This window comes from Candidatus Defluviilinea gracilis (assembly GCF_057138825.1).
In genome coordinates, this window is the sequence record NZ_DBNHEF010000079.1 from 159,030 (window position 1) to 184,105 (window position 25,076).

26 protein-coding genes are annotated in these 25,076 nt (G+C 54.0%); 20 read left to right on the top strand and 6 right to left on the bottom strand.

Annotation, left to right across the window (positions count from 1 at the left end):
- Positions 1-71 precede the first annotated feature (71 nt).
- Both AC16KF_RS16215 and AC16KF_RS16220 read right to left on the bottom strand, forming a co-directional pair.
- Complete coding sequence (locus tag AC16KF_RS16215) at positions 72-1,280, bottom strand: thiolase family protein (protein ID WP_484038391.1); 1,209 nt, start codon at positions 1,278-1,280, stop codon at positions 72-74.
- 132 nt (positions 1,281-1,412) lie between these two features.
- Complete coding sequence (locus tag AC16KF_RS16220) at positions 1,413-1,649, bottom strand: hypothetical protein (protein ID WP_484038392.1); 237 nt, start codon at positions 1,647-1,649, stop codon at positions 1,413-1,415.
- A 112-nt stretch (positions 1,650-1,761) separates the two neighbouring features.
- On the opposite strand from AC16KF_RS16220, the gene sthA reads away from it, so the two are divergent.
- The 17 genes from sthA to AC16KF_RS16305 all read left to right on the top strand — a co-directional run bounded on the left by sthA (position 1,762) and on the right by AC16KF_RS16305 (position 15,926).
- Entirely contained in the window at positions 1,762-3,168 is a 1,407-nt protein-coding gene (gene sthA / locus AC16KF_RS16225; RefSeq protein WP_484038393.1) for a Si-specific NAD(P)(+) transhydrogenase, read from the top strand.
- Positions 3,169-3,196: 28 nt separating this feature from the next.
- The gene (locus tag AC16KF_RS16230) at positions 3,197-3,475 is read left to right on the top strand and encodes a type II toxin-antitoxin system HicB family antitoxin (RefSeq protein WP_484038394.1); all 279 of its coding nucleotides are present in this window, start codon (positions 3,197-3,199) and stop codon (positions 3,473-3,475) included.
- Complete coding sequence (locus AC16KF_RS16235) at positions 3,468-3,689, top strand: type II toxin-antitoxin system HicA family toxin (RefSeq protein WP_484038395.1); 222 nt, start codon at positions 3,468-3,470, stop codon at positions 3,687-3,689. The genes AC16KF_RS16230 and AC16KF_RS16235 overlap by 8 nt, the downstream gene beginning before the upstream one ends.
- A gap of 90 nt (positions 3,690-3,779) precedes the next feature.
- Positions 3,780-5,804, top strand: a complete 2,025-nt coding sequence (locus AC16KF_RS16240; protein ID WP_484038396.1) for a monovalent cation:proton antiporter family protein — start codon at positions 3,780-3,782, stop codon at positions 5,802-5,804.
- The gene (locus AC16KF_RS16245; protein WP_484038397.1) at positions 5,801-6,616 is read left to right on the top strand and encodes an aldo/keto reductase; all 816 of its coding nucleotides are present in this window, start codon (positions 5,801-5,803) and stop codon (positions 6,614-6,616) included. The genes AC16KF_RS16240 and AC16KF_RS16245 overlap by 4 nt, the downstream gene beginning before the upstream one ends.
- 80 nt (positions 6,617-6,696) lie before the next feature.
- Positions 6,697-7,002, top strand: a complete 306-nt coding sequence (locus AC16KF_RS16250) for an ATP-dependent Clp protease adaptor ClpS (RefSeq protein ID WP_484038398.1) — start codon at positions 6,697-6,699, stop codon at positions 7,000-7,002.
- Positions 7,003-7,096: 94 nt separating this feature from the next.
- On the top strand, positions 7,097-7,981 hold the full coding sequence (locus tag AC16KF_RS16255) for a 1-acyl-sn-glycerol-3-phosphate acyltransferase (protein WP_484038399.1): 885 nt from the start codon (positions 7,097-7,099) through the stop codon (positions 7,979-7,981).
- Between the two features lie 86 nt (positions 7,982-8,067).
- Positions 8,068-9,042, top strand: a complete 975-nt coding sequence (locus AC16KF_RS16260; RefSeq protein ID WP_484038400.1) for a lysylphosphatidylglycerol synthase transmembrane domain-containing protein — start codon at positions 8,068-8,070, stop codon at positions 9,040-9,042.
- 140 nt (positions 9,043-9,182) lie between these two features.
- Positions 9,183-9,527 (top strand): hypothetical protein, encoded by a 345-nt coding sequence (locus AC16KF_RS16265; RefSeq protein WP_484038401.1) that lies wholly within the window; start codon positions 9,183-9,185, stop codon positions 9,525-9,527.
- Between the two features lie 66 nt (positions 9,528-9,593).
- On the top strand, positions 9,594-10,628 hold the full coding sequence (locus AC16KF_RS16270) for a zinc-dependent alcohol dehydrogenase (RefSeq protein WP_484038402.1): 1,035 nt from the start codon (positions 9,594-9,596) through the stop codon (positions 10,626-10,628).
- Entirely contained in the window at positions 10,625-10,981 is a 357-nt protein-coding gene (locus AC16KF_RS16275) for a hypothetical protein (RefSeq protein ID WP_484038403.1), read from the top strand. The genes AC16KF_RS16270 and AC16KF_RS16275 overlap by 4 nt, the downstream gene beginning before the upstream one ends.
- 14 nt (positions 10,982-10,995) lie before the next feature.
- Positions 10,996-11,679 carry a 2-phosphosulfolactate phosphatase gene (locus AC16KF_RS16280; protein ID WP_484038404.1) on the top strand — a complete coding sequence of 228 codons (684 nt, stop codon included), beginning with the start codon at positions 10,996-10,998 and terminating at the stop codon, positions 11,677-11,679.
- 10 nt (positions 11,680-11,689) lie between these two features.
- Positions 11,690-12,067: a 6-pyruvoyl trahydropterin synthase family protein gene (locus AC16KF_RS16285; protein ID WP_484038405.1), complete on the top strand. Its 378-nt coding sequence runs from the start codon at positions 11,690-11,692 to the stop codon at positions 12,065-12,067.
- Positions 12,068-12,171: 104 nt separating this feature from the next.
- The gene (locus tag AC16KF_RS16290; protein ID WP_484038406.1) at positions 12,172-13,251 is read left to right on the top strand and encodes a glycosyltransferase family 4 protein; all 1,080 of its coding nucleotides are present in this window, start codon (positions 12,172-12,174) and stop codon (positions 13,249-13,251) included.
- 139 nt (positions 13,252-13,390) lie between these two features.
- Positions 13,391-14,626 carry an MDR family MFS transporter gene (locus AC16KF_RS16295; protein WP_484038407.1) on the top strand — a complete coding sequence of 412 codons (1,236 nt, stop codon included), beginning with the start codon at positions 13,391-13,393 and terminating at the stop codon, positions 14,624-14,626.
- A gap of 92 nt (positions 14,627-14,718) precedes the next feature.
- Positions 14,719-15,102, top strand: a complete 384-nt coding sequence (locus AC16KF_RS16300; protein ID WP_484038408.1) for a hypothetical protein — start codon at positions 14,719-14,721, stop codon at positions 15,100-15,102.
- A 20-nt stretch (positions 15,103-15,122) separates the two neighbouring features.
- Complete coding sequence (locus tag AC16KF_RS16305; protein ID WP_484038409.1) at positions 15,123-15,926, top strand: hypothetical protein; 804 nt, start codon at positions 15,123-15,125, stop codon at positions 15,924-15,926.
- Positions 15,927-15,944: 18 nt separating this feature from the next.
- Here AC16KF_RS16305 and AC16KF_RS16310 read toward each other — a convergent pair whose 3' ends face one another.
- Positions 15,945-16,436, bottom strand: coding sequence for an FKBP-type peptidyl-prolyl cis-trans isomerase (locus AC16KF_RS16310; RefSeq protein ID WP_484038410.1), 492 nt, complete (start codon positions 16,434-16,436; stop codon positions 15,945-15,947).
- A gap of 193 nt (positions 16,437-16,629) precedes the next feature.
- Here AC16KF_RS16310 and AC16KF_RS16315 point away from each other — a divergent pair, with 193 nt between their 5' ends.
- The 3 genes from AC16KF_RS16315 to AC16KF_RS16325 all read left to right on the top strand — a co-directional run bounded on the left by AC16KF_RS16315 (position 16,630) and on the right by AC16KF_RS16325 (position 22,894).
- A complete protein-coding gene (locus AC16KF_RS16315) occupies positions 16,630-17,514 on the top strand; it encodes an ATP-grasp domain-containing protein (RefSeq protein WP_484038411.1) in 885 nt (294 codons plus the stop codon).
- A gap of 78 nt (positions 17,515-17,592) precedes the next feature.
- On the top strand, positions 17,593-18,687 hold the full coding sequence (locus AC16KF_RS16320) for a DmpA family aminopeptidase (RefSeq protein WP_484038412.1): 1,095 nt from the start codon (positions 17,593-17,595) through the stop codon (positions 18,685-18,687).
- Between the two features lie 364 nt (positions 18,688-19,051).
- Positions 19,052-22,894: an ExeM/NucH family extracellular endonuclease gene (locus AC16KF_RS16325; protein ID WP_484038413.1), complete on the top strand. Its 3,843-nt coding sequence runs from the start codon at positions 19,052-19,054 to the stop codon at positions 22,892-22,894.
- A 234-nt stretch (positions 22,895-23,128) separates the two neighbouring features.
- Here the strand turns inward: AC16KF_RS16325 and AC16KF_RS16330 are convergent, their stop codons facing one another.
- The 3 genes from AC16KF_RS16330 to AC16KF_RS16340 are packed head-to-tail and all read right to left on the bottom strand — an operon-like array spanning position 23,129 to position 25,075.
- The gene (locus AC16KF_RS16330; protein ID WP_484038414.1) at positions 23,129-23,773 is read right to left on the bottom strand and encodes a response regulator; all 645 of its coding nucleotides are present in this window, start codon (positions 23,771-23,773) and stop codon (positions 23,129-23,131) included.
- Positions 23,773-24,975 carry a histidine kinase gene (locus AC16KF_RS16335; RefSeq protein WP_484038415.1) on the bottom strand — a complete coding sequence of 401 codons (1,203 nt, stop codon included), beginning with the start codon at positions 24,973-24,975 and terminating at the stop codon, positions 23,773-23,775. Before AC16KF_RS16335 ends, AC16KF_RS16330 begins: the two co-directional genes overlap by 1 nt.
- Complete coding sequence (locus tag AC16KF_RS16340; RefSeq protein WP_484038416.1) at positions 24,950-25,075, bottom strand: hypothetical protein; 126 nt, start codon at positions 25,073-25,075, stop codon at positions 24,950-24,952. Before AC16KF_RS16340 ends, AC16KF_RS16335 begins: the two co-directional genes overlap by 26 nt.
- Between the last annotated feature and the right edge of the window lies 1 nt (position 25,076).

Here is a 25,076-nt window from a genome sequence, read left to right on the forward strand (position 1 = left end):
AGAATAAATGCGGAGCGCGGACTTGAGTCCGCCTTATGCCAAAAGCGGACTGAAGTCCGCGCTCCGATAATCTATAAAGCCTCGATGATCGTCGCTTCGCCTTGACCAACACCGACGCAAAGCGTAGCGAGTCCGTATTTGACATTGCCGCGCAATTTCATTTCATGCGCGAGAGTTGCGATGAGCCGCGCGCCGGAACACCCAAGCGGATGCCCAATTGCAATTGCGCCGCCGTTGACGTTGACGATCTCAGGGTCGAGTTCCAAGTCTTCCATCACGGCGAGCGATTGAACGGCGAAGGCTTCGTTGAGTTCGACAAGCCCGATGTCTTTCATTTGCAAGCCTGCGCGTCCCAAAACTTTTCTTGTCGCAGGGATCGGTCCATATCCCATCACACGCGGTGGGACTCCAGCCACAGCCGAAGCGACGATTCGCGCAAGCGGTTTGAGATTCAATGCGTTGGCTTTTTCTTCACTCATCATCAAGATTGCCGCCGCGCCGTCATTGAGTCCAGACGAATTTCCCGCGGTGACAGTTCCACCCTCTTTGGCGAACGCGGGTTTGAGTCTCGCCAATGATTCCATCGTCGTGTCGCGGCGCGGGCGTTCATCAACCGAGATGAGTTTGGCGTCTCCTTTTTTTTGAGGGACAAGAATTGGGAGAATTTCTTTTTCGAATCTTCCCGAATCAATCGCCGCGACAGCGCGTTGATGACTCAACAATGAAAACGCATCCTGCTTTTCGCGCGTGATGTGCGGACGTTCCTGCGCGATGTTCTCGGCGGTCTCGCCCATCGAGTGCGTGCCGTGCGCTTCTTTCATTTTTGGATTCGGATATCGCCAGCCAAGCGCGGTGTCCCAGGCGGTGAGATTGCCGAACGAGAATCCCGCTTCCGCTTTTGGAACTGAATACGGCGCGCGACTCATCGATTCGACTCCGCCCGCGATGAAGACCTCACCCTCCCCAGCCTTGATCGCCCGCGCCGCTTGGTTCACCGCGTTCAACCCCGACGCGCACAAGCGGTTCACCGTCACGCCTGCCACGTCCACGGGAAGACCCGCCAGCAAAGCGGACATCCGCGCGATGTTGCGGTTATCTTCGCCCGCTTGATTCGCGCACCCGAGGATCACTTCTTCCACCAGCGCGGGGTCGAGGCTGGAGCGTTGAATCACTTCACGGATAACAGAAGCCGCCATATCGTCGGGGCGAAGCGGGGAGAGAATCCCGCCCAAGGCTCCGATCGGCGTGCGGATCGCGTCTATGATGACGGCAGAAGTCATGTAATTCTCCAAAATCTTTCGTCACTCTATCTTGCAAAAGAACTTGTAGGGCGGGTTTGTAACCCGCCATGCATAAAATCCAAGCGAGCGTCAGGCTAAAAGCCTGACCTACAACCGACTCATGCAAGCGGTCTAATCAAATAGTTCCGAAATCGGAATCCTCAGCCCATCCATCCACGCGTATATCACGATGCCCAGAACTGCGACGTAAAAAAGAATGAACAGCCAGTAGATGATCGGCGCTCGCTTGCGCGTGATGGAGCCGAAAAAGCGCAAGGGGATTTCTCCTGAACGCAACTGGTAGACGATAAACCCGCCAAGGATGAACGCAACGATCCACATCGTATCTATTGAAAGTAAAAAGTCCATTAGCCTGTCTCCGACATGAATTATACACGCACATCATAACGCGGCATTCGTCTTTAAATTCGCGCTCAACGCGACTATAATTCACGCAATCAAGTTCTACACAGAGGTCAGCATGGCAGACTATGATTATGATTTGCTCGTGATCGGTTCGGGACCTGCGGGTCAACGCGCGGCGATCCAGGCGGCGAAGTTGAATAAGCGCGTCGTGGTCGTCGAACGCAAAACGATATTGGGCGGGGTCTGTATCAACACGGGGACGATTCCCAGCAAAACATTGCGCGAGGCAGTCCTGCATCTTTCGGGGTATCGCGAACATAGTTTGTACGGCGCGTCGTATGCGGTGAAGCAAAACATTACGATGGCGGATCTGTTGTATCGCACTGATCACGTGATCCAGCATGAACTGGATATTGTGCGGCATCAACTGCAACGCAACCGCGTCGAATTGATCGCCGCCGAAGCCTCATTTTTGGACGAGCATACGATTCGACTCAAGTCGGTGGACCAACACGGCTGGCGCGATGTGACCGCCGCCAACACGATCATCGCGACGGGGACGACTGCCACACGTAGCGAACACATCCCCTTCGACGGGAAGCGCATCTTCATCAGCGACGACTTGCTCCAGTTGGATCATCTGCCGCGCACGCTGGCAGTAGTCGGCGCGGGCGTGATCGGACTCGAATACGCGTGCATCTTCGCCGCGCTCGGCGTGCGCGTCACGGTGATTGACAAGCGCCGCCGCTTGCTCCCTTTTGTGGATGCGGAGATCATGGAGTCGTTGACGTATCACCTCAACCAACAGCGCGCGATCTTCAGACTGGGCGAAGAGGTCAATGATATTCAACCCATCAACGACGAACAAGGCGAACGGGTGAAGATCACGCTCGCCAGCGGAAAACAGATCGTCACCGAGATGGCTCTTTACAGCATCGGGCGGACAGGCGCGACAAAGTCGCTCGGCGCGGATACGCTGGGAATCGAAATGGACGAACGCGGCTTGATCAAAGTGAACGAGAAGTATCAGACGAAAGCGCCGAACATTTTCGCCGTCGGCGACGTGATCGGGTTCCCCTCGCTCGCGTCCACTTCGATGGAACAGGGACGACTCGCCGCATGTCATGCGTTTGGCATCTCGACCCAAAGCGCGCCCGATCTTTTCCCGTATGGCATTTACACCATCCCTGAAATTTCAACCGTCGGCAAGAACGAAGAAGAGCTGACCGAAGCGGGCATCCCCTACGAAGTTGGCAAGGCGCAATACCGCGAGATCGCCCGCGGACAGATCATCGGCGACCAGACCGGTTTGCTCAAGTTGATCTTCCACCTCGAAACGCACGAACTGCTCGGTGTGCACATCATCGGCGAAGGCGCAAGCGAACTCGTGCACATCGGTCAGGCTGTCATGGCGTTCAAAGGCAAAGTGGAATACTTCATCAACACCGTGTTCAACTATCCCACACTGGCAGAATGTTATAAGACCGCCGCGTTCGATGGGATCAATCGGCTGGGGGCGTGAGGGTGTATAATTTTCACAGGAGCGACCTATGGAAATGTTTGTATTTACTGGCTTAATTTGGAAAGAAGACGATGCCTTCTCTGCGCTTTGCCCTGAACTAGACGTCGCATCTCAAGGAAAAACGCAACAGGAAGCGCGAAACACCTTGCTCGAAGCCGCATCACTTCACCTTGAAGGTTCATTTGAAGACGGACTTCCATATTTACGTCCCGTGCCTGCGGCGGATGATCCGCGCAACTCGTTACCTGCCGACGATCTGGAGGTTTTCAAATTCAAAGTCGATGTAGCCATTAAGGCGTATGCCTAAACTTCCTGTTCTAAAGCCTCGCCAGGTTCTTTCTGCGCTTGAAAAAGCGGGCTTTCGTCAAGTACGACAAAAAGGAAGTCACATTCAATTCAAGCGGGGAAATTTACTCGTAACTGTACCAAATCACCCCGGGGATATAAACCCGCAAGTACTTCGCTCCATTATGAGACAGAGTCAACTAACTGCAGAAGAGTTTATTGAGCTGTTGAAGTAACTTCATCCCGCCTCGTCAGGCGGGATTTTTATTAGGTACAATTGGAAAGATGTCTAAACGAGAGCTAACTTAATAGAATTTGGAGGAACGATGCACGAAGTACCCTTGCTCATCAACATCGTCGTTGCATTGGTGGTCGCATTCATCGGCGGGATCATCGCGCGGCGCGTGGGTCTGCCCACCATTGTGGGGTATTTACTCGCGGGCATTGTCATCGGTCCGTTCACACCGGGATTTGTGGGAGATACAGCGACCATCAGCCAACTGGCAGAGTTAGGCGTCATCTTCCTGATGTTCGGGGTGGGATTGCACTTTTCTTTCAGCGATCTGTGGAAGGTACGTTCGGTTGCAGTCCCGGGGGCAATAGGAAGAATGATCGTCGTCACCTTGCTGGGATTCGGGTTCAGTCAACTCAACGGGTGGACTGTCACATCAGGGATCGTAGTCGGCTTGGCAATTTCAATCGCCAGCACGGTCATCCTCTTACGAAGTCTCACGGACAACGGACTCTTGAACACGCCTCATGGTCAAGCCGCCATCGGCTGGGTTATCGTGGAAGACTTGGCAACCGTTTTGATCCTCGTGCTGATGCCAACATTAGCCAACACGTCAGGCAGGTTTGATTGGATGCAAGTGGGTCTCACCCTACTAAAGGCGGCGGGGTTTGTGATTCTGGTCATGTTCGCAGGGACGAGACTCATCCCTTGGATACTACTGCGAGTCGCGCATACGCGTTCGCGCGAATTATTCATTCTGGCTGTTCTGGCGATCGCGCTCGGCATCGCGCTCGGAGCGGCGGAATTGTTCGGGGTCTCGCTGGCATTGGGCGCATTCGTCGCAGGCGTGGTCGTTAACGAATCGCCTCTCAGCCATCAAGTCGGCGCGGACGTTCTTCCATTTCAGGAAGCCTTTGCCGTTCTATTTTTTGTTTCCATCGGGATGCTGGTAAACCCCGATTACATTTTCAATCACCTTGGCATCATTCTGTTATTCAGCGCATTGATCGTCCTTGGTAAGGCGTTGGTAACGCTGATCATGGGCTTTGTCCTTCCATGGCCTGGCCGCACGACGTTGGTGTTAGCCGCCGCATTAAGCCAGATCGGCGAGTTCTCGTTCATTCTGGGGCAGGAAGGCATGTCGCTTGGGTTGATCGACCGCGACCAATACTCGTTGATCCTCGCAGGCTCGCTTGTTTCCATCACGATCAATCCGCTTATATATCGTTTGATTCAACCCGCAGAGACGTGGTTCAAAAAGATTCCAATGTTGTGGCGCATCTTAGATCGTCATGCGCCCATCCCCGCCGCGCCAGACGAAACGATCAAGGATCATGTTGTCATCGTCGGATATGGACGAGTCGGGAGTCACATCGTACACCTGCTCGTGAAAATGTCTGTGCCGCATCTCGTGATCGACTCCGACCCCGACCACATCGAGCAACTCAACCAAAAAAGGATTTTGAATCTGTACGGCGACGCCTCCAATTCGGAAGTCCTCACCCACGCGCATTTGGAAAACGCGCGCGCGCTGGTCGTCGCCAGCCACGATGAATCCGCGAACGAATTGGTCGTTGCGGCGGCGCGCGATCTATCGAGTAATCTGCCCATCATCGCGCGCGCCACCACGGAGGCGGGCATCAATCAACTGGCGCAACTCGGCGCGCAAGATGTGATTCACCCCGAACTCGAAGGCGGATTGGAAATTGTTCGGCACACCCTTCTCAAATTAGATTTTCCCGTCACAGAGATCATCCGCTACATGGATGCCGTCCGCCGCGATCATTATGATACGCAAATCAACACGCAAGACGAACATCGCCTCTTGCATGACCTCATCAACGCCAGCGGCAATATCGAAGTGACGTGGTTCAGTCTCAATGTGGAAAATCCGCTCGTGGGCAGAACCCTGCAGGATGCAAACCTGCGCGCGCTCACTGGCGCGTCGGTCGTTGCGATCATGCGCAAGGGACAGCTGATCGCCAATCCCAAATCGTTTACCACCTTCGAGGCAGATGACCGCGTCGGCTTCATCGGCGACAGCGAACAGATCGAAGCCACCGAACGCTTGCTCGCCAAATCCGATTCAGAGAATGACGGGGTAGAATGGGAAACATGAAATACGAATCTCTGCACGGACTCTCGATTCCCAAAATTGGATTCGGCGCATGGAGCATCGGCGGAGATTCAACGCCGAATCGCTCGCTCGACTCAAAATCGTTGACCGCGCTTCGCTCCGCCCTTGAGGTTGGCTACACCCACTTCGACACCGCCGAAATGTACGCGGGCGGGCACAGCGAAGAATTGATCGGCGAAGCAGTTCGCAGGTCGGGGAAGAAACGCGAAGAGATATTCATCACATCTAAAGTAACGGAGAGTCATCTTCAATACGATGATGTATTATCCGCCTGTGAAAATTCCCTGCGCCGACTCAACATGGATTACATTGACCTGTATCTCATCCACTGGCCTGGGACTGGCACACAATACGAAGAGACGTTCCGCGCCTTGAACAAACTCGCGCGCGATGGAAAAGTAAAACATCTCGGCGTGAGCAACTTCGATCTGAAACTGCTCAAACAAGCGCAGTCGCTTTCTGAAACGCCGATCATTACGAACCAAGTCCCATTCAGTATTTCGGATCGTTCGTATGTGAAGAACGGCATGTTGGACTATTGCCAACAAAATGACATCATCCTCACCGCCTACTCGCCTGTAGACCAGGGCAAGCTACGCTCGAACAAAACACTGGAAGCGATCGCCAAGGCGCACAACGCAAGCATCTTTCAAATCGCGCTGGCGTGGGTCATCTCGCATCCGCGCGTCATCGCCATCCCCATGTCGTTCAACCCGCAACACATCCAAGAAAACTTTGACGCGGCGGAGATTGAGTTGACGAAAGAAGAAATTGACGCGCTAAAGAAAAAATGAAAGATGACAATGGAAAATAGAAAGTGGAAAGTTGAAAGATTAATTCCTTCGTGCTCCTTCGTGTCCTTCGTGGTAAAAAAATGAATTTCCAAACCCTCCCCGAAATCGAAATCCTCGAAGACTCCGAAACCGCCCTCGAGCCGCTCTATAAAGTCCTCATCCATAACGACAACGTCACACCGATGGATTTTGTCGTGCATATCCTCAAGACCGTCTTCTACCTCGGCGTTGACCGCGCCTCCGAAATTATGATGACCGCGCACATCAACGGCAACGCGTATGTGCAGACGCTGGCAAAGTCCGAAGCCGAGAAGCGGATCGACAAAGCGCATTTCGAATCGAACAATGCAGGCTATCCCCTGAACTTCACCATGGAGCGCGAATGAGACAACGGGCGACAACCAATTACAAATTACCAATTACCGATCACTGCTCACTGATCACTGCTAACTGATCACTCGTATCCCGCAACTCTCCCTCATGCCATCCCAACTCGACACCGTCACACAGATCAATCTCGATGACATCGCCTCCTCTTTCGGTTTGCGAAGCGGCACGTTGCCTGCGCGATTCGTTCAAAAGGTTTTTTTCAACCATGCGCAAACCTTCGCGCGTCAAATGGTGGAGTTCGACACGGTCACAGGCAAACGCGGATTACCCGAAGGCGCGCGCGCTGTCTTGCGACGTCACTTCGACGATGTGCGCGTCCACGGCGCGGACCTCATCCCTGCTTCGGGCTTTCTGGCATTGTCCAACCATCCAGGCTTGGCAGATTCAGTTGCAACCTTTGCCGCGTTGAACCGACCCGACTTAAAAATCATCGCCTTGCAACGTCCATTCCTCGAAGCGTTGACGAACGTTTCAAAACAACTCTTTTATGTGACCGATGACCCGTCGTCAAGAATGACGCTTGTGCGACAAGTCAGCACTTTTCTGCGGAATGGCGGCGCGGTGTTAACTTATCCCGCAGGACACATCGAGCCTGATCCCGATTTCCATTCCGACGCGGCAGAGTCGCTTCAACAATGGACGGACAGCGTCGGCGTCTTTTTGCGCATGAGTCCCGAGACTCCGATCTTGCCGATACTCGTCCGCGGCGTGGTGTGGAAGAAAGCCATAACCCATCCGCTTACAAGGATCAGAAAAACTCGTATGGAGCGCGAAGCCCTCGCCGCCGCATTTCAAGTCTTCATGATGATGCGCGGCAAGATCACAGATGTCCGCGTTCGCGTGCAAATTGGAAATCCCATTTACGCAAAGCAACTTGGGACAACAGAAACCAATGTGATTCATCAAGCCGTATTGACAGAGATGAAGCGATTAATTGAGAATCCGCCTGAAGGTGAAGGAGTTTCTGTACTTTGACACCTCCCTCACCCCTAACCCCTCTCCCAGCGGGAGATGGGGATTCTGATGCCGTAAGTCCCCTCTCCCAGCGGGAGAGGGCTAGGGTGAGGGCGAAATTCCTTCGCGTCTTCGCGATTTACTCGATCCTACTCATCCTCCTCTACCTCGCCCTCCGCAACGCACCCTTCGCCGAAATTTGGAATGCGCTCAAAAATCTGCAACTCTGGCAAATCGGAACGATCCTGTTCGTCAACGCGTTCGTCATCGTCTGCATAACCGCGCGCTGGTGGATCATCGTCCGCGCCGAGAATCCGTCCATGCCGTTTTTGCCGATGATTCGATACCGCCTGTCGGTGTTTGGGTTGAGTTACTTCACATTCGGTCCGCAGGTGGGAGGCGAACCACTGCAAGTCATTTACCTGCAACGCAATCATGGAATCACGCTTGCGCGCGCCACGTCCGCGGTGATCATGGACAAACTGATCGAGTTCCTTGTCAACTTTGTGCTGATCGGCATTGGTACATGGGCGATCGTCAGGCTGGGATTAATTTCAGGAAACGGAATCAGGCTGGCCCTGAGTCTGATCGGGCTGGGAGTGTTGCTGACGTTGCCGCTGGCGTACACCATCCTGCTGTTCAACAAAATCCGCCCCATCGCAAAGATACTTCACAGCAAATCATTTATCCAGAAAAAAAGTAAAGCGACGCGGCTGATCGTCGTGGCTGAACAAATGGCTTCGATCTTTAGCAGGAAACACGCGCGCGCAATGGCTCTCGCAATCACCGTATCATTGGCGGGGATCGCGGGCATAGCAACCGAATATTATTTGATGGTGGCGTTTCTCGGAATGAACATCAGCGCGGTTCAAATTTTTGCCGCGCTGACCGCCATGCAGATCGCGTTCCTCATGCCGTTGCCTGGGGGCTTGGGCGCGTTGGAAGCGAGTCAAGTGTTCGCGCTCGGCGCGTTCGGACAACCCGCCTCTGCCGCGATCAGCCTCACGTTACTCATGCGCGCGCGCGACATTCTGAACGGCGGCATTGGTTTGCTTCTGGCAGGGCGCGGCATTGCAAAGTAAAATGCTTGTACCAAAACCGCCCCGCAGGTTTTCATGTAAAACTCCAATTCGATAAACCAATCCTGCGGGACGTTCTGCGCAAGAAAAGTAAAATAAAGTTCAGCAGACGCATCTATTCAGCAAACCAAAAGGAGTTAACCATGAACCTTGATTGGAAAAAGATCGGCATCATTCTCACGAACCTTGCCACCGCTTTTTTGCATTTATCGTTGTATCCGCAAATGGGAGCCGACCCCATCGTGATGAACGGCGCGGGTTACCTCGGTTTGCTTGCCGCCTATTTCGCCCCGATGGAGATGTTCCAAAAGAATCACAAAACAATGTGGTGGGCTATGTTCGGGTACTGCGCGCTCACGATCGTGTTATGGGTCATCATGGGCGACAAAAATTTTGTCGCTGGCACATCCAGCGCAACAGGCTATTACGCCAAAGCCGCAGAAATTCTTTTGATGGCATTCCTCTGGGCTGATAAATCAAAATCATGAAAACATCCTTGCGAGGGTTGAGAACCTTCGCAAGGAAAAACACAAGCCCTGATGTAAAATTGGGGGATGAAACGAAAGACCGTCTACTTCACCGCGCCGCGACAGGTGGAACTCCGCGAGGAGCCTCTGCCTGCCCTCGGCGCGGAGGATGTTTTGGTCGAAACCATTTGCTCCTCGATCAGCGCGGGCACCGAGATGCTGGTCTATCGCGGGCAATTCCCTCACCTCAGCGATTCGCGCGATACCTTAAGCAGTGATTTATGCTTTCCCCTCGCGTTCGGTTACGCGTGTGTTGGCACGATCAAAGACATAGGCAAACAAGCGGATAAATCGTTACGCGATAAACTTGTTTTTGGATTTGCTCCGCACACCTCGGCATTTATCTGTCATCCGTCAACCTTGATCTTCGCCCCCGCTTCTCTCCACGCCGAAGCCTGTTCCTTCCTCCCCAACATGGAAACCGCCGTGAACCTGATCCACGACGCGGCTCCGATTCTCGGTGAGCGCGTTTTAGTTTTAGGGCAAGGAGTCGTCGGCTTGCTCGTTGCATCCTTGCTCAAAGAATTTCCACTTGATCAATTAGTCTCCTCTGATTGTTACGATTTGCGAAGAAAAGCCTCGCGCGAAATCGGCGTGGACGATTCGTTTGATTCAGATAAATTGAAAGATGGTAATTCAAACAAAATAGATAAATCTCCCCGAAAACCCCAATCTGCCTACGCGCAGACCTTCGATCTCACTTTTGAACTAACAGGTTCCCCATCCGCGCTGGATGATGCCATTGCAATGACCGCCTTCAGCGGACGAATCGTCATCGGCTCATGGTATGGAGAGAAACGCGCGGAGGTTGACCTCGGCGGCGCGTTCCATCGTTCACGCATCAAACTTATTTCATCGCAAGTCAGCACCATCGCTCCAGAGTTGAGCGGACGCTGGGATAAGGCGCGCAGGTTCAACGTCGCGTGGGAAGCGTTGAGGCGAATCCAACCGCAGAAGTGGATCACGCATCGCTTTCCGATTGACAAAGCCGCTGAAGCATATCGTCTGCTGGATGAACATCCGCAGAAGACAATTCAAGTTTTGCTTGAATACACTAAATGAAAATCCTTATCGGCGCAATTTTCACCTTCATGATGGTTGTTGGGGTATTTCTATTTTACATTGGGAGCAAAGGCTATAGATTCCCCACAACCATTCGAGAACGATGGGCACGTTCGCTTAAGCTTGGTTTTGCTATCCCTCTCCTCATGTATGGTGGTTTTTATTTCTATGATTTACTTACTCGATCTAAATCGATCATTGAAAATCAAATCGAGATGATTCTTGTTATGGTGCCAGTAGGGGGCATAATTTCTACAATCGGGCTATTTCTTAGCCTAACCAGCCATGAATTGCGAAGAAAATTAGAGAAGAGCACAAAGAGCAAGAAAGACAACCCAGACAATTTCCTTTAACAAAATCAAACACCATGAAATTTCACTACACCAACCTGGATACCTGCCACGAAGCGACGGGAGTCGTTGTGGTCATTGACGTGATCCGCGCGTTCACAAATGCGGCCTTCGTGTTTCATCGCGGCGCAAAAGAGATCTATCCCGTCAGCGGCGTGGAGGAGGCGTTACAGCTCAAGGCGCAGATCCCCAATTCACTCGCGTGCGGCGAAGTGGGCGGACTCCCGCTTGAGGGGTTCGACTTCGGCAACTCCCCCACTCAAACGAACGCGCTTGATTTAAGCGGAAAAATTATTGTCCAACGCACGGGCGCTGGGACGCAGGGAATCGCTCGCAGTGTGAAAGCCAGCAAAATAGTTGCCGCAAGTTTCGTTGTCGCGCGCCAGACCGCGATGTATTTGCAAAAACTTTCGCCTGATTCAGTCACCTTTGTGGTCACAGGTCAAACATACGATGGCGGTGAAGAAGACCTGGCGTGCGCGGAATATCTGGAGGCGTTGTTGAGGGGTCATACGCCTGACCCAACTCCATTTCTGGAACGCGTGCGAAACTCGAACGATGCAAAAATATTTAATAACCCTCTACGACCCGAATTCCCAGAGATCGACCTTGTCCATTGCACCAGTTTGGATAAGTTCGATTTTGCCATGCCTGTCATCAAAGAGAACGGACATCACATCATGCGTGCGGTGAAGTCTTGATCGGAGGAGAATGTACACCCTGGGAGTAAAACGAAATTTCATCGCAAGGCATTTTCTCATCGGTGGAGATTGGGGACCCGAGAATTTCCCGAACTCGCATCATTACGTTCTTGAACTGCAACTTGAAGGGAAGGAATTAGATCAGCACGGCTATCTCGTTGACATTGTGGATGTTGAGAAACACCTTGACGAAGTCATTGGTCAATACAAGGAACAGATGTTGAATGATTGTCCCGCCTTTGATGGACTGAACCCATCCATCGAGCATTTCGCGCGGATATTGGCAATGTCGTTGAGTGAACGCATCACAGCAAAAAGCATCTCCGCGGTGAAGGTTGTGTTGTGGGAGAACGAGTCCGCGTGGGCGGCGTATCGAGTGGAACGCTAGGCATGTCATGCTGAGGAGCGACGAAGCATCTCTTACACCGCATCAGAGACTCTTCGCGAAGTTTATCCTGAGTTTATCGAAGGGCTCAGAGTGACATACCAATTATGAAGATCGGATTTGTTATTTACGGCTCCTTAGAAACAGTCAGCGGCGGGTATTTGTATGACCGCAAGCTGGTGGAATATCTTCGAGCGCAAGGGGATCAAGTTGAGATCATTTCCCTGCCCTGGCGGAATTACGCGTCACATTTGACGGATAATTTTCCATTTCGACTTCCGCCCAACCTGGATATTCTGATTCAAGATGAACTCAACCACCCATCGTTGATCGCGGCGAACGCAGGGAAACATCCCTACCCCATCGTTTCTCTTGTCCACCACTTGCGATGCTCTGAGTTGAGACCCGCATGGCAGAATTGGCTTTATCGGATCGTTGAAAAGAAATACCTGCAAAGCGTAGACGGGTTTATTTTCAATTCAAAGACCACAGAAAGAGTAGTTAGTCGATTATTAGATAATAGTAAACCATCGGTCGTTGCGTATCCGCCGACGGACAGGTTTGGGGATGGGATTTCGGAAAAAGAAATTATCGAACGCGCGAAAAGTGACGAGTTACGAATTCTGTTTCTTGGGAATGTGATTTATCGAAAGGGACTTCATATTTTGCTCGAAGCAGTCAAAGGTCGAAGGTCGAAGGTCGGGGTGGACGTGGTTGGAGGACTAACCGCTGAACCAAAATATGCCGAGGAAATGAAAAAGTTTGTCATGGTCAACGGTCTATCGTCCATTGTCACATTTCACGGCACATTAGATAACGAACCCCTCATCGAAAAGCTCAAGCAGGCGCATGTGCTGGTCGTGCCTTCGAGTTACGAGGGATTTGGGATCGTCTATCTCGAGGGGATGTGCTTCGGTCTGCCCGCGATCGGGTCAACGGCTGGCGCGGCGGGAGAGATCATCGCGCATGGCGAGAATGGATATTTGATCGAGCCGAATGATGCGGAAACGCTGGCAAATCACTTGAGCGAATTGGCGAGAAATAGAGAATTATTGGCGAGATTGTCATTGCATGCGGTGAAAAGGCACAGGTCACAGCCAAGATGGGAGGAGATGGGAAAGATTGTTAGAGAATTTCTATATCGGATGGCTGGTGTTTCGTCCCCGCGCTCCGCTCAGCGTGGGTGAGTAGAGAATCACCCAAATTACAAAATAATGACGAACAGCTGTAAAACAGGACTGAACAGTAAACTCCCCGAAAAAGCGATTATCATTATCCAAGTCCGCAGGCGGGAAAGATTCCCGACGCCTGAAAAACAGGTCACTCATGCTCAACAGCGTCAAAAAGACATATAACGGGTTTCCCTCTCTTTTTTGGGTCGTTGTCTTTACTTCGTTCATTGATTCCATCGGCAGTACGCTACTCTTCCCCTTCTTCGCGCTCTACATTACAGAAAAATTCGGCGTCGGCATGACCCAAGCGGGGATCCTCATCGGCATGTCGTCACTCGCGGGAATTATCGGCTCCACCATCGGCGGCGCCCTGACAGACCGCTTCGGCCGCCGCAGATTGATCCTCTTCGGCTTGATCTTCAGCGCGGTGAGCAGTCTCTCTTTTGGGTTGGCAAACAACATCAACCTGCTCTACTTCCTTGTCATCCTTGTCGGCTTGCTCTCCCGCGTCGCCGCGCCCGCCCAAGACGCGATGATGGCAGATATCCTGCCGGAAAATAAACGCCAGGAAGGGTTCGGGATCACGCGCGTCGTCTTCAATTTTTCGTGGATCATCGGCACCGCGCTCGGCGGGTTGCTTGCTGAAAAATCCTTTTTTGCCCTCTTCGTTACCGACGCGGTCCTCAGTAGTCTCGTCGCGCTCATCCTATATTTCAAACTGCCCGAAACCCAGCCCGCGCATCACAAAGAAGCAAAGAAAAACGAATCGTTGAAAAAAACCTTCGCCGATTATCGGATCGTCCTGCGCGATGCGGGCTATATCTCGTTCACGGTGGCGGGCATCCTTTCCCTGCTGGTGTACCAACAGCAATATAGCTCCCTGCCCGTCTATTTGCGCGACACGCACGGGATCGCCCCGAAAATTTACGGCGCCATGTTATCCATCACCGGGCTTGAAGTGGTACTACTTCAGTTTTGGGTTAGCCGAAAAATACGAAAATTCACACCCTTTCTCACCATGACCGCCGGCGTGCTCTTCTTCATGGCAGGCTTCACGATGATTGGGCTCATCCGTTCCGTTCCGCTGTTTCTCGCCGCTGTAATCATCATCACCATCGGCGAAATGATCGTCTTCCCCACCAACCGGGTAATCGCCACCGGCTTCGCCCCCGAAGATATGCGCGGACGGTACATGGCAATCTATGATCTCGGTTGGACCCTGCCAGCCACCATCGGGCCCGCCGCGGCAGGTTTGATCCTCGATCACTACAACCCGCACTTACTTTGGTATCTCGGCGGGGCGCTCTGCGCGCTTTCCGCATTTTGGTATTACCTTCTTCATTTGAAATTGGGGGCTGAGCCTCGCTTCCAACCATCCAACGACGAGTAACCGGTCAACTTTCAAGTCTTTGAGAGCCTCCATAGAGTCTTTGAGAGCCTCACGCGCCTATGCTGGGAGAAACTTCAACCCGGAGGCGTCTCATGAAAACCATATCCCTGTTTCTCGCGTTGATCAATTCCATCGTGGCTGGATTGTTACTCGCCCTCACCCTCTCCAATTCAGGAATCCGAGCAAATGAGATTCCATGGATGACAGCAAAAATTGTTGCGGGAACAAGCGTCATCCTCATCGGCTTACTCACATGGGTTGCATGCGCCCGCCCCATCGCGCCGGGCATACTTCCCATCGCCGGGCTATGTCTCGTCATCCTCGGCACCGCCACCCTCGTGTGGACCTTCCAACGCGGACTCTTCACTAACAATATGGAATACTCCATGGTTTTCTTCGGCGGTAGTCTCCTCGTTCAAGGCATGGCATCCCTGCTCGGTTTTGCCAATGACTCGAGAAGCATGGCGGCAACATAACAATTGGGTACAATGCGAGGATGAACATCAAAGCATTCTCCCTCCTCTGCCTCATTCTGACCTCCTCCTGCGCGCCGAATCCATCGGGACAAACCGCCTCCCCCTCCCTTACAGTTGCGAACACACCCCCGGCAATTCCCGCAACCTCAACCGCCACCGCTCTACCCATATCCACTGACACACCGCGACCCACCGATACCCCCCTGCCAACACCTACGCCCACACAAACGCCGCCCCCCACCGTGGAAAATCTATCCGCTAAAGTGATCGCGGACAAGTTGAGTTGCCGCTACGGTCCCGGCGCTGAATACCTCTATCTATTCGCGTTCAACGCCTCCACGAAAGTCAAATTAATCGGGCGGACAGACGCCAACAATTGGGTCTGGGTGGCAAACAAAGACCAAAACAACCGGGATAATAATTGCTGGGTAAACGCAAAATTCCTTGAAATTCAAGGCGACCCGGGACAACTGCCCATTGTGTACCCCGGCTTGAAATTGCCGGTCTCGCCATATTATCCCGGCCCAGCATGGGCAACCGCCGAACGCAAGGAGGATGGCAAGGTTGTCATTTCGTGGGAGCCGGTACCCATCAGCCCGGGGAAATACGAAGACGCGAACATGCAACAATATCTTATCGAAGTATGGCGATGTGAAAGTGGACAAATCATCTTCGAAACGCTGGGCTCCAATTTCCCCTTCATCACCGTGGAGGTGGATGAGCCGGGGTGCGGCATCCCTTCGCATGGACGCGTGTTCGTGCAGGAAAAACACGGCTATGGCGGACCTGTTGAAATCCCCTGGCCCCCGGCGAATGCGCCTTAGGCTAATTACCGACCAAACTCAGTGATGATGATGCCCCTCTTCGTGGACGTGCCCATGCGCCAGTTCCTCTTCGTTCGGCTCGCGCAACTTGACAATTTTCACGTAAAAGTGCAATACATCTCCCGCCAGGGGGTGATTGAAATTTAGCGTCACCATATCGCCATCGATGCGGTCAACACGCGCCATGCGGACATTGTCTTCGTTATCGCGCACTGTTAACTCTGACCCCTCCTCGAATTTCATGTCTTTGGGGAATTGATCGCGCGGCACATCCATGAACGCGCTCTCATCGAATTCGCCGTACCCATCCACCGGCTGAACGACCACTTTTTTGCTGTCGCCGATCTTCATCCCCATCATTTCATCTTCGAGCCCGGGGATGATGTTCCCATACCCGACCAAGAACTGCAACGGGCCTTGTCCATCCGAGCTATCCAACAACTCGCCATCCACATGCAGGGTGTAATCCATCGACACCACCACGCCATCCTGTACCGAATCAATGCTCATGTTAAGTTCCTTTCTTGAAGTGCGTTGATTGTATCAGCGGGAGAGAAACATGTACACTCGGAATCAGATGAGTATGTAAACACGTAGACAGGTAGAACCGTGCAAGCAGATGCGCAGAAATCCGTATCTCATATCTCATATCTCGTACTCTCCTGTCTTGCGCCTTGTCCCCTTCATCCCTTACAATTCCCCTATGCAGCACGACATCTGCCTGCCGTGGTATTGGGAATATGATATTGACTTTGTTCAACTTGTCGAAAAAGCCTGTAAAGAACAGGGGCTGACGCTCTGGCAGGTCACGCCAGACAACTTACTCGAATCGGTCAACGCGCTGTACAAAGGCGAACACACCTTCCACACGTTGCTAGACCGCTCACAAGGCGAGGACCGCTTCCTCCCGATCAACAATTGGGCAAAAGAACACGGCAAAAAACGGATCAACCCCGCCGAACTGTCTCTTTGGTCCGAAGACAAAGCCACAATGCACCTCGAACTCATCACAGCGGGCGTCATCACGCCTCACACAATACTGCTTCCTCCTTTTCTTGAACAACCCATCCTTCCCGAACTGGACCTGAACCCGCTCGGATCTCAATTCGTGATCAAACCCTCCAACGAGGGAGGCGGCGAAGGAGTTGTTCTGGGCGCTTTCTCCCTCGAGCAGGTGTTGCGCGCGCGCATGCAATTCCCCAAACAGAAATACCTGCTTCAAGCCACAATCATTCCCCGCACCATTCAGGGACGCCCCGCCTGGTTCCGAGTTTTCTATGCGGCGGGAAAAACCCATCCCTGCTGGTGGCACCCGTTCACGCACGTGTATGCCGAGGTTACAACGGCAGAGGAACATCGATATGGACTCGCCCCGCTACGCCACATCACCCAGACGATCGCTTCACTCTGCCGTTTAGATTGGTTCACCACCGAGATCGCTCTCACACTTGAAGATTTTGTCGCTGTGGATTATGTCAACGACCAGATCGATACCCGCATCCAATCGAAAGCGGTGGATGGCGCGCCAGACGAAATTATGCAGGATGTGGCAAGGCAGTTAGTTGGGCTGGCGAAGGCAACTCAATGAACGGATTCATACGCGCTACGTATTGCTCAACGCATAACCCGTAACCCGCATAGTATCTTTATCTCAACGGAGACATGTATGAAAAAACCACGCGCGCGAGATTTGGGGATTCCATTTGAGGGGAACACAGGAAAGTACAACGCGATTACCGATGTGGCGGGCGTCGAAGTCGGTTATTCAACGATCATCGAAGGCGAGTCGGCGCGGACAGGGGTCACCATTATCCACCCTCGCGGAAAAGCAAATCATGACCCGGTGTTTGCGGCGTGGTTTCCTTTTAATGGCAACGGCGAAATGACCGGTGCGGCATGGGTGGAGGAAGGCGGCTTTCTCGAAGGTCCCATCGGCATCACGAACACGCACTCGGTGGGAATTGTGCGCGATACGATCATCGAATGGCAGGCGGAGAACAATGCCCTGTTTCAGAAATGGTCGTGCCCGGTGGTGGCAGAGACCGCCGATGGCTGGCTCAACGATATGAACGGATTCTTCGTCAAACCGCATCACGCGCGAGAAGCGCTGAGGAAAGCCGAATCAGGTCCACTCGAGGAGGGAAACGTGGGCGGCGGGACGGGCATGATGAGTTACGAGTTCAAAGGCGGGAGCGGGACCTCCTCCAGAAAACTTCCTGAACGATTCGGCGGGTGGATGGTCGGCGCGTTCGCGCAATCCAATTTTGGAGTCCGCTATCAGTTGACGATCGCGGGCGTGCCTGTGGGGCGATATCTCACCGAACATAGCGCATGGACGAACGGCGAGAACCCATATAAACAAGAACAGGGTTCGTTGATCGTGGTAATCGCTACTGACGCGCCTGTGTTGCCGCATCAACTCAAGCGGATCGCGAAGCGCGTATCGTTGGGCATGGCGCGGACGGGGTCGTTGGGCGGCAACGGCTCGGGCGATATCTTTCTCGCGTTCTCAACGGCGAATCCCAACGCCGCGCTGGCGGGTAAAAGCGGAGTGGTTGATCTGAAAGCGCTCGACAACGAACGGCTCAATCCGCTGTTGCACGCGACAGTGTTTGCGACGGAAGAAGCCATTATCAACTCGATGGTCGCGGCAGAAGATATGACCGGGCATCTTGGGTTTTCTGTGAAGGCATTGCCGCACGAAGAATTGAAAAAAGTTTTTCTACCGTACATGAAAGATTTTTACCGCAAAGCACGCTAAGGTCGCCAAGTGAAAAAGGTTTTCTTTGCGTTCACTTCGGCTTCGCTCAGTACAGGCTTTGCGGGTGTCGCATGGCGCCATGGCGACACTTAGCGGTGCAAATGTACGGTAGAGAGAAAAAAGTGATGAAACTAAAATCGTGAACCGGGCGTACCGCAGACCGGATCGAGCAATTGGTTACACTTGCCTTGCCTTTTTATTGCCCTTCATCTAAAATGGGCGGGCGGGGAATCGGAATACTCTGGTTCGATTGTGATCGATATGAGGAGGTGCTTGCGTTCGTAAAAACCGAACTTCACAACCGACCAGCCTTTGAGGCATGTTTGCGCATACCAACCCATCCATATTTTCTGAGGAGAAACGTATGAAAAGGTACCTACCTAAGTTGTTTTCAGTCAGTTTGATTCTGGCGCTGATCTTGAGCGGAGTATCAACCGCCCAGGTTGCCCAAGCGGCGCCGCGCTCGTTTTCCAACCCCACCTCGACAATCTTCATTAACGAAATCCATTACGACAATGCCGGCGACGATGCCGGCGAATCGATCGAAGTCGCTGGCCCTGCAGGCACCGACCTGACAGGCTGGGACATTGTCCTTTACAATGGCTCCGGCGGAGCGACTTACGATACCGACGCATTAAGCGGAACGATCCCGAATCAACAAGGCGGCTATGGGACGGTCTTCCTTTCCTACCCGTTGAATGGGATACAAAACGGAGCCCCAGACGGTATCGCGTTGGTCAATGCCAGCGATACGGTTATCCAGTTTCTGAGCTATGAAGGTAGCTTTACCGCAACAAACGGACCCGCCAACGGTATGACCAGCACAGATATTGGAGTCGCCCAGTCGAGTTCGACAACTGTAGGTTCATCTCTACAATTGACCGGCAGTGGCGACGCATACGGTGATTTCACCTGGGCATCTACAGCCGCCCACACGTTTGGAAGCCCCAACACCGGTCAGACATTTGTTGTGGCTGGTCCCACGAATCCATCCGGCGCAGGCTCCGCCACCCCGGCGACCGTGGCGCCAGGCGACCCCAGCCTGCTCGCGGTCACTGTGACGCCCGGCACAAACCCTGCCAGCACAGGCTTGGCGGTGAGTTGCGATCTTTCATCCATCGGCGGGAGCGCCACACAGGCGTTTCTCGATGACGGCTTGAATGGGGATGCCGCCGCCGGCGACAATATCTTCTCATTCTCTGCGACGGTGGACGGCGGCACAAGCGAAGGCGTCAAGACTTTGGCGTGTTCCATTACCGATGCGGAACTGCGCTCAGGAAATACTTCGATCGCATTGACAGTCCAGGAACCTGTCGCCATCGTCATCAATGAAATCCACGCCGACCCGGATGCCGCCAATGGCGATGCGAACGGCGACGGCACAGCCAACGCCACCCAGGATGAATTTGTCGAGATCGTTAACAACGAACCGGCGAGTTTAGACATTAGCGGCTGGACGTTAAGCGATGGCAATAGCGCGCGTCACACTTTCCCTGCCGGCACGGTCATCCCTGCCAGTTGTTCGATCGTCGTGTTCGCGGGCGGCACACCTGCCGGCACATTCGGCTTCAGCCTAGTGCAAACGGCTTCCGCCGGGCAGTTGGGATTGAACAACACCGGCGATACCGTCACGTTGAATAACGGCGCGGTGGATGTGGCAAGTTACACATACGGCGCGGAAGGCGGCGACAATCAATCCCTGACGCGCGACCCAGACGTAACTGGGGCTGACCCGCTTGTCAAACATTCCATCGCTACCGGCTCGGGCGGGTCGTTATTCTCGCCCGGCAAAAAAGTGGATGGCAGTCAGTTTGCCGGATGCCCCGCCGAAAATAAGATCCATGATGTTCAGGGCAACGGCGCCTCCTCCCCAGTGGCTGGGCAGACTGTAGTCATTAAAGGTATCGTCGTTGGCGATTTCCAGGATGGCGCCAGCGGCGCGAACGGCGACCTCAACGGCTTCCACGCGCAAGAAGAGGATGCCGATGCAGACGCCGACCCGCTTACCTCGGAAGGCATCTTTGTCTTCGATGGATCTTCCCCGGCGGTCAATGTGGCGATTGGCGACCTCGTGCAAGTTGTAGGCGTTGTCTCTGAATTCAATGGCTTAACCGAGATTACAGCCTTCACCGGCGTGACAGTGCTAAGCAGTGGCAATCCGCTCCCCACCGCCGCAACCGTATCACTGCCTGTGAGCGCCGTTACAGATTTCGAGCCTTTTGAAGGCATGCGCGTGACCTTCCCGCAGGCGTTGGTGATTTCCGAATACTTTAACTTCGACCGCTTCAACGAGATCGTGTTAACTTCGGAACGCCACCTCACCCCCACCGCCCAATTTGAACCCGGCTCGCCGCAGGTGACGCAAGCCGTGCAAGATTTCCTGCTCGATAAAATCACCCTCGACGATGGGCGCTCGACTTCCAACCCGGACCCAGCCATCCACCCCAACGGAAGCCCGTTCGATCTCTCGAACCTCTTCCGCGGCGGAGATACGCTTGCGAACGTGACCGGCGTCATGGATTACTCGTTCAACATTTACAGAATCCAGCCGACGCAGGGCGCATCGTATGCCTCTGTTAACCCGCGCCCGGCCTCTCCCGAAGATGTTGGCGGCAGTATCAAAGTTGCCTCGATGAACACGCTCAACTTCTTCCTGACGCTCGATACCACGAACAGCGATACCGGACCCGGCCCATGCGGCGCGAATCAAAACCTCGACTGTCGCGGCGCCGACGCCAGCCAGCCGTTGGAATTCCAACGCCAGCGCAATAAACTGCTCGCCGCGCTCACCGGCTTGAACGCCGACGTGATCGGCTTGAACGAATTGGAAAACACCCCCGGCGTCAGCCCGCTCGGCGACCCCACCAACGGGATCGTAGCCGGACTCAACGCAACCTTCGGACCCGGCGCCTATTCCTTCATCGACACTGGCGTCATCGGCGGCGATGCGATCCGCGTGGGCTTCGTCTACAAAACAAGCACGGTTGTACCGGTTGGCAACTTCGCCATCCTCGATTCATCGGTCGACCCGCGCTTCAACGACAGCAAGAGCCGCCCGGCGCTCGCTCAAACCTTCGAAGAGATCGCCACCGGCGCGCGCTTCACGGTTGTCATCAACCACCTCAAATCCAAAGGCTCCGCCTGCGCCGACGTTGGCGACCCGGATCTTGGCGATGGTCAGGGCAACTGCAATCAGACCCGCAAAGCCGCCGCGCAAGCCATTGTGGACTGGCTCGCCACCGACCCGACCAATAGCAACGACGCCGACTTCCTCATCATCGGCGACCTCAACTCGTACGACAAGGAAGACCCCATCGACGCCATCAAGGCTGGCTCAGACGATACCGCCGGCACCAGCGACGATTACACCGACCTTGCCTTCCACTTCCAGGGTGAGGATGCCTACTCGTACGTGTTCGACGGACAAACTGGCTACCTCGATTACGGCTTGGCAAACAGCTCGCTCTTCCGCCAGGTGACCGGCATGGCAGACTGGCACATCAACTCCGATGAAGCCGACCTGATCGACTACGACACGTCCTTCAAACAAGCCGCGCAGGAAGCCATTTACGCGCCGGATGCCTACCGTTCATCGGATCACGACCCGGTTCTTATCGGACTGGAACTTGATCCGCCCTTCCCAAGCGCCTCCGTGCTTGACAATTTCAATCGCCCCGGTTCCGCGCTCGGACCCAACTGGCGCGGCTCCACCAGCGCGTACAAGATCGTCGGCAATCAAATGGTGGACGTGCGCAACAACGGACCGATCTACTGGCGGAACGCTTTCGGCGTGGATCAAGAAGTCTTCGTAACCCTCACCGATGTGGACGAGGACGGGCTCGAACAAAACCTGCTGTTGAAAGTTCAGGGTTCGATCCTGCCCAACTGGGGTTCTGGCGTGATCGAAGTGTTATACGACGCCAACACCAACACAGTCACCGTGTGGACCTACCGCCCCGACACGCTCGCATGGTACGGCTATAGCCAGATCCCCGTCACCTTCGCGGATGGCGATCAGTTCGGCGCGCGCGCTCTCTCCAACGGCTTGGTGCTGATCTACAAGAACGGCGTCGAGATTGGCGCTGTCACCCTCAACGCCGGCGACCAGGCTTTCTTCAACCCCAAAGGCGGCCGCATCGGACTCTGGTTCATCAACGCCAAAGACGCCTACTTCGACGACTTCGGCGGTGGGACTTTCGTCCCGTAAACAGATTCAACCTACTTGACTTGGATTGATCGTCAAGTGAATAACAAGAAAACAGCCCTGCGAAACAAATCGCAGGGCTGTTTTCTTGCATCCTCAGGACTTACGCAGTTGGCGGGCAGTTGCACTGCCGCCACCGCAGTCAACTACGGCGCAACAGATTCAACTGCGTAAATCCTAATCCTGTGGGATTGAACTGCATCAGGTGAACTAACTCACAGGGTGATACCTTTCACGTCACGTTCCTAACAACCCCTTGCCTGCCGCCACAGCCACAGCCGCCGCGCGCGAATCGACGCCAAATTTTTGGTAGATGCTTTGCAAGTGCGCCTTGACCGTTCTTTCGGTGATTCCCAATTGATAAGCGATCTCTTTGTTGCGCTCGCCTTTTGCGGCGGATTGCAACACCTCCAGTTCGCGCTCTGTCAGAGTGGAGTCGGCTTGGATGGGCGAAACAGGCTTCCCCTGCGTCTGAGGCGCGAGGACGCGGGCGAGAATCTCCGGCTTGAGCAACGTCTCGCCCTTCGCGGCGGCGCGGATCGTATCCAATAAACTTTCGCGGCTCGAGTCTTTGAGCAGATAACCGCGCGCGCCCGCTTGCAAACCGCGGATCATTAGATCGTCTTCGTTGTAGGTGGTGAGGATGACAATGGCGATTGCGGGAAAATCTTTTCGCAGGCGCTCGATGGCGGTGATGCCGTCCATGCGCGGCATTTGCAGATCCATGAGGATGACTTGCGGGTTGAGTTTTTTCGTTAACTCCAGACATTCCGCGCCATCCACCGCCTCGCCAACGACTTCGATATCGTCGGCTGTTTCGAGAATCAATCGCAATCCCTCGCGGACGATGAGATGGTCATCCGTGATCATCACGCGGATCATCACGACCTCCCCATCACGAATTGCACGCACGTTCCATTTAAATCGGATTGGATGGAGAGTATTCCGCCTGTGAGCCGCGCCCGCTCGCGCATCCCCACCAGCCCGTAGCGACCTTTTGCCTGCCGATTCACGTCGAAGCCTTTGCCATTATCGCAGACTTCAAGTTCGAGCGTTTGACCTTGCGCGATGAATTTTATCCTCACCCGCGCCGCCTGCGCGTGACGCGCAACATTGGTCAACGACTCGCCCAGAATGTTCAGCGCGTGATTCATCGTTTCGGGGGAAAGCTGATTCTCGTTCACCACGATTTCACTTTCGCATGGAATACCCGTCGCGCGTGTGAAGCGTTCGATCCTTTCCTGGACCGAGTCTTCGATCTTGCTCGGCGCCGCCCGCAAATCGTCAATCGCGGCGCGAGATTCTGCCAGCGTGCTTCGCGCCCGCGCAATGGACTGCTCGACGATGGCGGCGGCGCGTTCATTTCGATGCGACGCCAGATGCGCTTTCGCCGCTTCGAGTTGCAAGACCAACCCCGCCACGCCCTGCGCCAGCGTGTCGTGTAACTCCCGCGCCATGCGTTGGCGTTCGTTCTGTAACGTCAGCGACTCGATCTTGGCGGCGGAGGCGGCGAGTTTGGCATTCGCGCTTTCGAGGCTTTCGGCGAGATCGATCGCCTTTTGGCGTTGCGCGAACAAGTGGTTGAACATCACCATGAATAAGATGATCGCCCCGCCGTTGACCAGCAATCCCGTCAACGACCCGAAGAAGGTCTCGCGGTCGGAAAACCAATACAATATGCCCAGCAACAAGGCGATGTAAAACACGCCGATTAAAAAAGCGCGGCGCGTATTGCCCCAAACGCCCAGCGATTCTCCCACAATGGACAGGGTGGCGGAAAAAAGAAACGCCAGTCCCACTTCTGAGCGTCCGTTCAACAACAAGACGATTCCCGCCATCGCCGCCGTCTGCGCGGGGTAATAGAAAAAAAGCCAGCGCTCACTACGCTCCACCCACAACACGTTCAGCCAATACAGCCCGATGTGCAGAACGAATAACGCGATCACTGAAACGATCACCGCCATTTCGCCCGCCTCCCAAACAGACATCACCGCCGCCACGCCCAAATACCCCATCAGCACGGTCAGGAAGATATAGAACGGGAAAACTATTTTTCGGTCAAGATTGACGTTGGGGCTGTTCATGCTTCGCATTGTACTTCAACCCACCCACAAGCATATTGTCCGAACGGACAATGTCCGCTTTCGCGCCGAAAGGACGATGCGGCGAGCGGGGGAAATCCATA